Source organism: Tolypothrix sp. PCC 7601 (assembly GCF_025677855.1).
Lineage (GTDB): Bacteria > Cyanobacteriota > Cyanobacteriia > Cyanobacteriales > Nostocaceae > Aulosira > Aulosira diplosiphon.
This window is the reverse complement of the sequence record NZ_CP064879.1, coordinates 8,749,627-8,761,885: the sequence shown is the minus strand read 5'-3', so window position 1 is coordinate 8,761,885 and position 12,259 is coordinate 8,749,627. Positions and strand designations below refer to the sequence as shown.

Genomic DNA, 12,259 nt, shown 5'->3' with positions numbered 1-12,259 from the left:
TGTTGACAGAATTAGATTAACTTTTTGATATCACCAAATGCACGGTAGAAGCCACCACTAGCTGACTCGCGGATTTCTTCTACAAGATAACGTTGTCCTTCTTGGCGAATATCTTTGGGGAATTGTACTTTCCAGTTGGGATTGTACCCTGGCGAGATAACGCGGACTCTCAATTTATTTCCCTCTTTAAAGCACTCAACAATTACCCCTTGGCTGCTATCTGTTGTAGTTTCGACAACAGCAGAAGGTGCTGCGCCTTCTCCTTTTGGTGCTTTAATAATGGCTGCTTGGGGAATTGTACCTGCTTGAGCCGCTTGGATAGCAGCTTCACTAGCATCTATACAAGCTAGAGAACCATCGGTAGTAACTATATAGATGTGATTCTCAAAAAACTGCATCGATAATGCTGAAGCACAGCCAGTAGAAAGCTTCCACAAGCGTTCCCCCGATTCATTGAAACAGTAAATGGATGAACTGTTATCACCAGCAAACACATACTTACCATCTGCGGCTGTAGCACAAGAATAAACAGATGCGTCGCACTTGTAAACTGGGCCAGCTTTACCTTGCTTGCTAAAACAGTAAATTTTTTGGTCACTTGCACCTGCGTAAACGGCTGATGTTTCTTGCCAACCGAATAATACAGCACCACCTGTTTGTTGATGCCAAAGCATCCGACCTTCTTGATTATCATACATAGTCACGCCTTGAGAGTGACCGTGATAGACACCAGCTTCATCACAACGTACCATCCAGCCAGATTGACCTTGACTTAAACGCGTCCATTGTGATTCATCTTCATGATCGATTGTCGTGACACCACCGTTAGCATCGGAAACAGCTAACAAGCCATTGTTAATATCTAGCCAAAAGATATCGACATTTTCATCAATATTATATGCAACGCGAGGTAACTTCCCTGTCAAGTCGTAGACGTTGCCATCATCGCAGCCAGCATAAATCCAGATATCATCAGCAACTAGACATTTCACACCATCAGGCAGCTTAAACTGGTTAATAACTTGACCTTGATGATTCAGCGCAAAAACTTGACCTGCTTGATTACCCACCCAGCAACGATTACCGTCAATAAAAATGCCAAAGGCTGCGGAATTAGAGTTAAATTTCCAGAGAATTGGCGCTTGTTGTGCTGTCGAGGTGGTACTGGTAACTGCGCGTCTAGTCACCGAACGCTTTTGACGCACACCCATAACGGCTGGTTCGTAACCTTTCGCCAATTTTTCTTTAATCTTCTTGTTGGCTTCGGCTTTAGCTTTGTCTGGGGTGGGGTAAGTTTTCCTCTGAGTTTGCCCTGAGTCGCCAATACGACCATAACGTATTGTTACTTCAGTATCTTTGATGATGACTTCATAAAATTTATGAGAACCTCCATTTGCTTCAGAAAGCTCTAGGTAGGTCTTTTCTTCAGCCATGACATTTTATCCTAAACATAAAATTGGGAAAATGGATATTTTGGCTTAGTTGTAAATGCTACCTTTTGGATTGTCAATTAACCATCATGCTGTTGCAGGTGGCTGACAGAAAGTTTCACCAAACTTTGAACCCTTACTAGAACATTCAAATAGATGTAAGCCTAGTTGCTGGGAAAGTTCTTCGCATACCTTAACCCCGCGCACGCTGTTACCTCGCACATCTAACGGTGGAGAAAAGACCGCAATTCCCATTTGGTTGGGAACAACAGCCAAGATTCCGCCACAAACACCGCTTTTCGCAGGAATACCGATTTTATAAGCCCACTCACCAGCAAAATTATACATCCCACAGGTGTACATAACGCTCAAAATGTCTTTTATGTAACAACTTTTTACTGCCTGTTCCTGAGTAATGGGGTTAATGCCTCTGTTGGCTAAAGTTGCTGCCATCACTGCCAAATCACGGCAATTGACCATCACCGCACACTGCTGAAAGTATAAATCTAAGGACTCTTCAATATTTTGGTCAATCATGCCAAAGTTGAGCATGAGATGAGCCATAGCGCGGTTGCGATGTCCGGTGCTGCGTTCAGAAGTAAATACAGAAATATCAACGAATACATCATGACCGATGTATCTTCTAAACATATCCAGCATCCGGTTAAGGCGTTCGGTAGCACCAGCACCTTTGATTAAACTAGTAGTGGCGATCGCACCTGCATTTACCATTGGATTTAATGGTCGATTGGATTGCTCATCAAGGATAATGGCGTTGAATGCATCTCCTGTCGGTTCTACACCAACCCTAGTCAAGACATAATCTCGTCCATGATCCTCAAGGGCCAATCCGTAAGCAAAGACCTTAGAAATTGACTGAATGGTAAATAGTTGCTCGTAATCGCCAACTTCGTAAACCTGACCATCTACCGTCACAATGCAAATGCTAAACAAGTCAGGATTTACCTTTGCTAGTTCTGGAATGTAGTTGGCTACTAGACCGTCTCGCAGCGACTTGTACTTGGAATGCAATTCCTGAAGAACATCGGGAAATGGCGATGCGACTATTTCTAAACTTCCTTGGTGTGCCATGAGGCTTACAGCTTGCTTTAAAAAATCATACTCAATCAACTACTGTAGGCAAAAATGTGGTTTTATTTTCATGTGTTGGGGATTGGGGATAAGGGGAGAAAGGGGAAGGGGGAAACGGAGAAGGGGAGAAAGGGGAAATTATTATTACTCATTACTCATTACTCATTACCCATTACCCATTCCCCAGTCCCCATTCCCCATTCCCCAGTCCCCAGTCCCCAGTCCCCAGTCCCCAAACACAAATAGATACCATCTTCTGTGACCTATGCTTTAAGCCTGTTTATCGCTGCTGATATATGTATTTGATGACGGCTACTGATGGCTTGAGTCTCTTTTGAAATTACTTAATTATAAGTATGTCACATATTATACAACAAACTTTTTAGAGTATTTATGCTGAGTCGGTCTAAAAGCTAAAGTTAATTATATAACTTCTGTTTAACTGACAATGAATTTATCCTTATCAGGAGATATGTAACAAAAATAACTTTTTAATTTATTATGAAGTTAATGTGAGGTTTATATTTTTTATTCTGTAATTCTTGTTACAAAACAAATCTGAAGATTTATAAAAATTAAATTAACTTAAGTCTTATAAGTATATATTCGCAAATTTTAAAATAATTAGTTATAGATTTTCAGCTAATGTTTTGCGTCAATCTCGAAGGAGCGAAAAGCTACATATATAAGCAATATTGGGTGAAAAATTTGGCAGTTCTAGCTCAATTTCTACTCACGAAAATGTTAATTTTTCATAAGAAAAGTTTTACTTATCAAAAAAAACGTTACATAGCCGAAATCCGCATTTGAGAAAGCTTTGAGCCTTGAAAATAAGATCTAATTTTGCTAAAGTTACCAAGACTTACGCTAAAACCCTGATCCCCAAGCTCAAAGGTTCGTGTTAGTCTGTTGCAGTTACAAAACAGAAAAGTGAAAGCGGAACGAGTTCGAGTTGAAGGGAACAACACTTTTACTGGTGCATAATCCCACGAACCGTGAAACCTCTGTTCTACAGTCGCTTTAAAATCGGACGCATGAATCAAAGACATTTTTGGACTATTGTCGCCGTGTTTCTAACTGTTTTAGGGATGCCCTCAGTTGGACGCACTCAAACCACTAAGGGAGATGCTCTTGCTTCTCAACCATCGCCAGCAGGTGAGGTTGTCAAAGTAGGAGAGTACCAATCCTCAGCAGAGAAACCAACCTCTGATGCTGTGATTACAGAAATTCATCCTCACAGCATTGCAGGTCGTAAGGCGGCAACCCTTTTTATCCGAAATATTCCTGTTATTACCTTTCTGAGTTCTTTATCAGCCGAGAGTAGTGAGAGCAAGGTTGGAGTAATTGACAACCCTGGGGGCGTACAAGGTTACGCCCCTCTTGCTAGCAATACAATCAAAGTGGCAAGTAATGGGAATTTGACGGATGTAGGTAACCAAATTACCGCTACTCACGATGACCCAGTGGAAAGAGCTGGTGTAATAGCAACAAAAATTAACCAGTTGCTGCGGGACGGAGTAGATGCCAGTCAGATTAGTGTCAGCTGGAAAGGAGGCGGCGAAGGGAAAGTCGCCAGTCAAAGCCAGAACAAAGGTGCCTCCGATCTGCAAAAAGCAGGCGATCGCTATACGATCAAAATCAAAGGTGAAGAATTGGTGGAAATCAATGAAAATACCCGCCTAGCAAATTCCACCAACGATTTAGCACAAGATGCATTGCAAGCCACTAACCGGATGCGGAGACTCATGGGCAATGCATCTCCCATCAGCGAAATTGCAAATTTACCAACTCGTTCGCCATTATCATTACCCAAGTTGCCACAGCAAGTTGCCATTGGCCCAGTGCGAATTACCCTAAGTGGCATTGCTTCGTGGTATGGTTACGATGGCTCTGGCAGCCGCACTGCTAGTGGTAAGAGGTTTCATCCCGAAGGCATGACTGCTGCCCATCGTAGCTTGCCGTTTGGTACAAGAGTACGTGTAACTAACACCCGCAATGGTCGTTCTGTAGTGGTGTCTATTACTGACCGTGGCCCATATATTCGGGGTCGAATTATTGACCTGTCTGCTGGTGCGGCGCGGATTTTAGGAATGATGGGTAGTGGTGTTGCACCCGTGAGAATTGAAGTATTAGGCAGATAAGAAAAGCTGAAGGGATTAAGGCTGAAGTATGAAGAGTTCCCTTGTTCTCTTTGTCTTGATCCCTAATTCTAGAAACTTAATACTTTTTTATAAAATTCCTACCCACTTTCAACTCTTTACTCTTTACGTTTCGATTCGCTATCACTTAAATTCCCCTAGTTGAACAAATCTTCCCCCAGTTTCAGAGATAAACTAACGGGGGAGGGATCGATAAAAACTAGGGGTTTTTTGTGCGCCTGCTGACAACAGTTGCAGCTTTAAGCTGCTTTTTAACTCAACGCCGCTTGGAAAGTAAATGTTTGGTTCCAGATGATCTGGTTCTAGATGAAATGTCTAGCTGGGATCGGACAGCTATCGGTTTGGTACCAACAATGGGAGGGTTACATCAAGGTCATTTAAGCTTGATGCAACGAGCGCGGCAAGAAAATTCTACGGTGATTGTCAGTATTTTTGTCAATCCACTGCAATTTTCTCCCAATGAAGACTATAACAAGTACCCCCGGACTTTAGAGCTTGACATGCAACTGTGCGAACAAGCTGGGGTGGACTTAATTTTTGCTCCGACTCCGGAAGAAATGGGAGTTTCGCAGAAGAGTATACAAGAATCGAAGGTTACACAAGTAATCCCTCCTTCTGCTATGATAACAGGCTTGTGCGGTGGTTCTCGGCTAGGTCATTTCCAAGGTGTGGCCACGATTGTGACCAAGCTTTTTAACTTGGTACAACCTGACCGAGCCTACTTTGGCCAAAAGGATGGTCAGCAACTAGCAATTATTCGACAGTTAGTAGCTGATTTGAATTTTCCGGTAGAAATTGTTGCTTGTCCCACGCTGCGCGAAGCGTCGGGTCTAGCCTTCAGTTCTCGCAATCAGTATTTGAGTGCATCGGAAAAACAGCAGGCGGCGGTTTTATATCGTGGCTTGCAGCAGGCTGAAGCTGCTTTTAAAGCGGGGGTTCGCAACAGCGACGAGCTGATCGCGGCAGTTCGCCAAGAAGTAGCAATGGTCACTAATGTGTTAGTGGAATATATTGAATTGGTTGAGCCGAATACATTGATGTCGTTAGTTAAAGTTAAGGAGGAAGGAATGCTCGCGATCGCAGCTCGTCTTGGTTCTACAAGGTTGATTGACAATATTTTATTAAGCGATCGCCTACCCATCATCGCTATTGACGGCCCAGCCGGCGCAGGTAAGTCTACTGTGGCGCGACAGGTGGCGGCAAAACTCGGTCTGGTGTATCTTGATACTGGATCTATGTATCGTGCTGTTACTTGGTTGGTGTTGCAACAAGGTATTACCATAGATGATGAATGTGCGATCGCGGAATTAGCTAGTTCTTGTGAAATTCAACTGACTCCTAGCCAAGATTTACAATCTCCTGTGCAGGTTTGGATTAACGGGACTAATGTTACCCCAGTGATTCGCACTGTAGAGGTAACATCTAAAGTCTCAGCTATCGCTGCACAAACTGCGGTACGTAAAGCTTTAGTCAAACAACAGCAAAGCTGGGGAAAAAGAGGTGGTTTAGTTGCAGAAGGAAGAGACATTGGAACTCATGTCTTCCCCGATGCAGAAGTCAAAATCTTTTTAACCGCCTCTGTAACTGAACGTGCGCGTCGCCGCCAGGAAGACTTTAAAAAACAAAATCTGCCGGAAGTTAATCTAGAACAGTTAGAACGGGACATTGCCGAACGTGACTGGAAAGATAGTACGCGCAAAGTTTCACCTTTGCAAAAAGCAGCAGATGCAATCGAAATCCAAACTGATGGACTTAGCGCATCTGAAGTTACTGCCAAAATCGTTGACTATTGCCAACAACGCATATCACAGTTGTCATCTCTTTGATTCACCTGGGATTGGGGGCTGGGGATTGGGAACTGAGGAATGGTATTTGGGGATTGAAATTGAGATTTAGGTTTTCAACCCCAACCAATTTGCGAAAGACGCTATTCTTCAGTACCTAGTCGCCAGTCTCCAAGCGCTAATTTTTAACTAAACCGTACAAACCTGGGAAAAATAATCCTAGCTGCGACTTGCTCATATAGAGCCAACCATTGATGAAGACATGCATGTCTGCGAAAATTTTGCGATCGCAAATTAATATGTCGCTAGCAGTCAAATTTAGTGATGTTTGAATATAAATTGATTTCTAGATGAATTCATCTAGCTAAAGATAGATTTTAAATTATTGAACTAATGTTACCAGGGCTAGAAGTTTTTAGCCATAGAAGTGGCGCTAAATAGAATGGTTGAACATGGCTATTTAAAACTGAGGTGAAAACCCAACTAATATTCCTTTGCCAGCAATAACCACCATCTGAAGGGCTAGACCGAAATTCAGCGCAGCATAGTACAAATATCTAACCAGATGAAAATACCTTAAACACCTATCAATCTAGTCTTTTTAACTTTTAACTTTTGACTTTTGACTTTTGACTTTCGCCCAGCAGCATCAGGCCCCATCTCCCACTATTAGCGTGTCAATTCTAGATGTGCCCTTAATAGTGAGTTAGTGAATTTTGCATTTTTACCCATTGGATTGCTGATTTTACCTATTGTAAAAAATCTATAGTTTTAATTTTCAGTTTGGTAGTAAAATTACCATGTTAAGTTTTATGTTCCAACATTTAGGACATCAAACTTACGAAGATAAAAGCTGTAATTTCCTAAACATCTGAATAGCTTTAAACTGGAAAACGGTAAAGAGAGGATTTCACACAATGGCATTTACACAGCCCCCCCTACCCTACGACTTTAATGCACTAGAGGCGTATGGCATGAAAGGTGAGACTTTTGAGTATCACTATGGTAAGCACCACAAAGCTTATGTAGATAACCTCAATAAGTTAGTTGATGGTACAGAACTTGCTGATAAATCCTTAGAAGAAGTAATCACAACTTCCTTTAAAGATGCTTCTAAGGCAGGAATCTTTAACAACGCGGCTCAAGTGTGGAACCACACCTTTTTCTGGAACTCACTCAAACCAGCAGGTGGCGGACAACCTTCTGGCGCACTAGCCGACAAGATTGATAAAGATTTTGGTAGCTACGATAAGTTCAAAGAAGAGTTCTCTAACGCTGCTGCAACTCAGTTTGGCAGTGGATGGGCTTGGTTGGTTGATGATGGTGGTACTTTAAAAGTTATCAAAACACCAAATGCCGAGAACCCTCTCGCCTATGGTAAAAAGGCAATTTTAACCCTAGATGTTTGGGAACACGCCTACTACATCGACTTCAGAAATGCCCGTCCTGCATTTATCAAAAATTACCTAGATCAATTAATTAACTGGGACTTTGCGGCTGATAACTTCGCCGCCTAAATATGTAAGGTTAAAGGGGAAAGGGGAAAGGTTAAAGGGGAAAGGTGATTTCTCTTTCTGCTTTTCCCCTTTCTCCTTTTTATAGTTGTCAATTGGGGACTGGGGACTGGGGACTGGGGACTGGGGACTGGGGAGATGAGGGAGATGAGGGAGATGAGGGAGATGAGGGAGATGAGGGAGATGAGGGAAATGAGGGAGATGAGGGAGATGAGGGAGATGAGGGAGACAAGAAGAAATTACCCATTACCAATTACCCATTACCCCTTCCCCATGTCCCATGCCCAATGCCCCATGCTCAATGCCCATTCCCCAAGATGTATACTTAAAAACAGCCCTTCCCAACCCTGGCAATGACTGTTAAACCGCAGAAAATTCTGATATTAGCTGCAAATCCTAGCAATACATCACGATTGCGTCTCGATCAAGAATTGCGTGATATTAAGGAAGGCTTGCAAAGGTCGCTCAATCGAGAGAACTTTGACTTACGGTATGATTTAGCAGTACGTCCGAGGGATATTCGCCGCGCTATTTTGGATTATCGACCAAATATTATCCATTTTTCTGGGCATGGCGCAGGGATACAAGGACTAGCTTTTGAGGATGAAACAGGAAAATCACAGCTAGTTACGGGTGAAGCATTAGCTGGGTTGTTTGGACAGTTTTCTAAGCAAGTAGAATGTGTGCTGTTGAATGCTTGTTACTCGGAAGTTCAAGCTGAAGCTATTTCACAACAGATTAATTATGTGATTGGGATGAACGATCGCATCGGGGATAAAGCTGCGGTTGAGTTTGTGGTGGGTTTTTACGATGGGCTTTTGGCTTACAATCCCGAATATGATGAAGGTGCGCCTGTAGAGTTTGCTTTTAATATTGCCAAGAATGCAATACAGTTAGCTGGCGTATCTGGCGAGTTGATTCCTGAACTTAAAAAAAAACCAATTTAACCCCCCTTCACCAACCTTTAGGCAATCTTACCAACGTTCCAGAATACCCTCCGCACTTTTTACCCCGTCCTGAAGAACTTACACCCTTAAAACAGAAAGTATTATCACCAACAAAGCAACCTGTGGGGATTACAGGGAAAAGTCGGCGTGTAGGTGTACAAGGGATGGGCGGAATTGGTAAAACAGTCTTAGCTACAGCCTTAGCGCGGGATGAAGAAGTGAGAAAGGCGTTTCCTGATGGGGTGTTGTGGGTAACATTGGGACAAACGCCGCAGATTTTAACTTGGCAATCCTATCTAGCTTCGGCGTTGGGTGAGAAGCAAGCGGCTTTTACCGAGGTGGGATTGGCGAAAGCGCAGTTACGGGAGTTATTTGCACAGAAAGCTTGCTTGCTGATTTTGGATGATATCTGGCGTTTGGATGATGCAACAGCGTTTGATGTGTTGGGGGAACGCTGTCAGATGTTAATTACTACTCGTGATGGGGCGATAGTCACGGGGTTGGGAGGGGAAGAGTATCAGCTGGCAATTTTAGGTAAACAACAGGCGTTAGAACTTTTGGCAGATTGGGCAAATCAACCAGAAATTTTGCAAACTACCCCGCATAACGATGTTACTTTGCAGGTAGCGAGAGAATGTGGATATTTGCCCTTAGCATTGGCGATGGTTGGCGCGATGATGCGGGGTAAACCGCCAAATCGCTGGCAGAATATTTTAGAAAAATTGCAAAGTGCTGATTTAGAGAAAATCAAACAACAGTTTCCCGATTATCCTTATCCCGATTTACTCAAGGCTATTGCCGTTAGTGTGGCGGCTTTGGATGAGAATTGCCAACAGAGGTATTTAGATTTTGCAGTATTTCCAGAAGATACACCCATACCCGAAGCAGTTTTGCAGACTTTTTGGCAACCCTTGGGCTTAGATGAGTTTGATAGCCAAGATGTCATTGATGAATTGGTGAGTAAATCTCTGGCTTTGCGGGATGAAGCGGGAAGTTTGCGGTTGCATGACTTGCAGTTTGATTATGTTAGGAAGCAGTACACCACCTTAGCAAAGGAAAGTGAGGGGATAGGGTTTTTACACAATCGGCTGTTAAATGCTTACAGCGAAAAATACCCCGAAGACTGGCATAGTTTAGAAGATGACGGCTATATCTGGCAAAATTTAGCCTATCATTTGGTGGCTGGGGGAAGGGAAGGAGAATTACAACAACTGCTGGGTGATTTTCGCTGGTTGCAGGCGAAGTTGGAGACCATCAATATTAATGCTTTGCTAACAGATTATGATTTTTTGCTGGAGGATGAGAATTTACAGTTAATTCAAGGTGCATTGCGACTGTCGGCACATGTTTTAAATGAGGATAAACAGCAATTGGCGGGGCAATTATTAGGGCGGTTGCTGGGTTTTGCAAGAGAAGAAATTCAAAGATTGTTAAACCAGGCACAGCAAAGTAAAACTCCTTGCTTGCTTCCGCAAACAGCAAGCTTAACTCCTCCTGGCGGCTTCTTAGTACGTACCTTGGTGGGTCATAGTGATTCGGTAAATGCAGTTGTCTTCACCCCAGATGGCAAATACGCGATTTCAGGTTCCCATGACACCACCCTCAAAGTCTGGAATTGGAAAACTGGCGAACTACTGCGGACTCTCGCAGGTCATAGTAACTTGGTAAATGCGATCGCCCTCAACCCAGATGGCAAATACGCGATTTCAGGTTCCCATGACACCACCCTCAAAGTCTGGAATTGGCAAACAGGGGAAGAACTGCGTACCTTAGCGGGTCATAGTGGCTGGGTAAAAGCAGTTGCCCTGACTCCAGATGGCAAATACGTGATTTCTGGTTCTTCTGACAAAACCCTTAAAGTCTGGAATTGGCAAACAGGACAAGAACTGCGTACCTTAGCGGGTCATAGTTCTTATGTATATGCAGTTGCCCTCACCCCAGATGGCAAATACGCGATTTCTGGTTCCGATGACAACACCCTCAAAGTCTGGAATTGGCAAACAGGGGAAGAACTGCGTACCTTAGCGGGTCATAGTGGCTGGGTAAAAGCAGTTGCCCTGACTCCAGATGGCAAATACGCGATTTCTGGTTCCAATGACACCACCCTCAAAGTCTGGAATTGGCAAACAGGACAAGAACTGCGTACCTTAGCGGGTCATAGTTTCTGGGTAAATGCAATTGCCCTGAGTGCTGATGGCAAATACGTGATTTCCGGTTGCGATGACTACACCCTCAAAGTCTGGAATTGGCAAACAGGACAAGAACTGCGTACCTTAGCGGGTCATAGTTTCTGGGTAAATGCAGTTGCCCTGAGTGCTGATGGCAAATACACGATTTCTGGTTCCGGTGACTACACCCTCAAAGTCTGGGATTGGCAAACTGGGCAACAACTACGTACCCTAAAAGGTCATAGTCACTGGGTAAGAGCAGTTGCCCTGAGTGCTGATGGCAAATACACGATTTCTGGTTCTTGGGACAAAACCCTCAAAGTCTGGGATTGGCAAACAGGACAAGAACTCCGTACCTTAGTGGGTCATAGTGACTCGGTAAATGCAGTTGCCCTGAGTGCTGATGGCAAATACACGATTTCTGGTTCTTGGGACAAAACCCTCAAAGTCTGGAATTGGCAAACCGGACAAGAACTCCGTACCTTAGTGGGTCATAGTGACTCGGTAAATGCAGTTGCCCTGAGTGCTGATGGCTTATACGCGATTTCTGGTTCCGATGACAAAACCCTCAAAGTCTGGAATTGGCAAACAGGACAAGAACTCCGTACCTTAGCGGGTCATAGTTCTGGAGTAAAAGCAGTTGCCCTGAGTGCTGATGGCTTATACGCGATTTCTGGTTCCGATGACAAAACCCTCAAAGTCTGGAATTGGCAAACAGGACAAGAACTCCGTACCTTAGCGGGTCATAGTTCTGGAGTAAATGCAGTTACCCTGAGTGCTGATGGCTTATACGCGATTTCTGGTTCCAATGACAACACCCTCAAAGTCTGGAATTGGCAAACAGGACAAGAACTGAGTACCTTAGCGAGTCATAGTTCCTATGTATATGCAGTTGCCCTGAGTGCTGATGGCAAGTACGTGATTTCTGGTTCTTGGGACAACACCCTCAAAATCTGGAATTGGCAAACTGAGGAAGTAATTGTCAGTTTCATCGGAGATGGGGGAATATATTGCTGTGCTGTTGCACCCGATGGTGTGAGAGTTGTTGCTGGGGATGCATCAGGAGGGGTGCATTTTTTGCGCTTGCAAGGCACAAAAGAGTAATTCGTAATTAAGAAATTGGGATTTTGCTTGAGTCAGTTGTGGCGAATGGGGATAATATAGA

Annotated in this window: 8 protein-coding genes; 6 read left to right on the top strand and 2 right to left on the bottom strand. The window is 43.7% G+C overall.

Annotated elements, in window-relative coordinates:
* Positions 1 to 11: 11 nt before the first annotated feature.
* Positions 12 to 1,433, bottom strand: a complete 1,422-nt coding sequence (locus HG267_RS35585; RefSeq protein WP_045870764.1) for a WGR domain-containing protein — start codon at positions 1,431 to 1,433, stop codon at positions 12 to 14.
* 84 nt (positions 1,434 to 1,517) lie between these two features.
* Complete coding sequence (glsA, locus tag HG267_RS35580) at positions 1,518 to 2,522, bottom strand: glutaminase A (protein ID WP_045870763.1); 1,005 nt, start codon at positions 2,520 to 2,522, stop codon at positions 1,518 to 1,520.
* 1,034 nt (positions 2,523 to 3,556) lie between these two features.
* Between glsA and HG267_RS35575 the strand changes: the two genes are divergently transcribed.
* The 6 genes from HG267_RS35575 (at position 3,557) to HG267_RS35550 (ending at position 12,198) form a co-directional block, all read left to right on the top strand.
* Complete coding sequence (locus tag HG267_RS35575) at positions 3,557 to 4,663, top strand: septal ring lytic transglycosylase RlpA family protein (RefSeq protein WP_045870762.1); 1,107 nt, start codon at positions 3,557 to 3,559, stop codon at positions 4,661 to 4,663.
* A 230-nt stretch (positions 4,664 to 4,893) separates the two neighbouring features.
* Positions 4,894 to 6,507 (top strand): bifunctional pantoate--beta-alanine ligase/(d)CMP kinase, encoded by a 1,614-nt coding sequence (locus HG267_RS35570; RefSeq protein WP_045870761.1) that lies wholly within the window; start codon positions 4,894 to 4,896, stop codon positions 6,505 to 6,507.
* A gap of 875 nt (positions 6,508 to 7,382) precedes the next feature.
* The gene (locus HG267_RS35565) at positions 7,383 to 7,982 is read left to right on the top strand and encodes a superoxide dismutase (protein ID WP_045870760.1); all 600 of its coding nucleotides are present in this window, start codon (positions 7,383 to 7,385) and stop codon (positions 7,980 to 7,982) included.
* 92 nt (positions 7,983 to 8,074) lie between these two features.
* Positions 8,075 to 8,308 carry a hypothetical protein gene (locus HG267_RS35560; protein WP_210403097.1) on the top strand — a complete coding sequence of 78 codons (234 nt, stop codon included), beginning with the start codon at positions 8,075 to 8,077 and terminating at the stop codon, positions 8,306 to 8,308.
* Positions 8,309 to 8,332: 24 nt separating this feature from the next.
* Positions 8,333 to 8,926: a CHAT domain-containing protein gene (locus HG267_RS35555; RefSeq protein WP_045870759.1), complete on the top strand. Its 594-nt coding sequence runs from the start codon at positions 8,333 to 8,335 to the stop codon at positions 8,924 to 8,926.
* Positions 8,927 to 9,048: 122 nt separating this feature from the next.
* Positions 9,049 to 12,198, top strand: a complete 3,150-nt coding sequence (locus HG267_RS35550; RefSeq protein ID WP_155539275.1) for an NB-ARC domain-containing protein — start codon at positions 9,049 to 9,051, stop codon at positions 12,196 to 12,198.
* The last annotated feature ends 61 nt before the right edge of the window (positions 12,199 to 12,259 follow it).

What these genes read in the sequence shown, in the direction of transcription:
- glsA (WP_045870763.1), bottom strand. Translation starts at nt 2,522, where the DNA reads ATGGCACACCAAGGAAGTTTAGAAATAGTCGCATCGCCATTTCCCGAT.
- HG267_RS35555 (WP_045870759.1), top strand. Translation starts at nt 8,333, where the DNA reads ATGACTGTTAAACCGCAGAAAATTCTGATATTAGCTGCAAATCCTAGC.
- HG267_RS35585 (WP_045870764.1), bottom strand. Translation starts at nt 1,433, where the DNA reads ATGGCTGAAGAAAAGACCTACCTAGAGCTTTCTGAAGCAAATGGAGGT.
- HG267_RS35575 (WP_045870762.1), top strand. Translation starts at nt 3,557, where the DNA reads ATGAATCAAAGACATTTTTGGACTATTGTCGCCGTGTTTCTAACTGTT.
- HG267_RS35565 (WP_045870760.1), top strand. Translation starts at nt 7,383, where the DNA reads ATGGCATTTACACAGCCCCCCCTACCCTACGACTTTAATGCACTAGAG.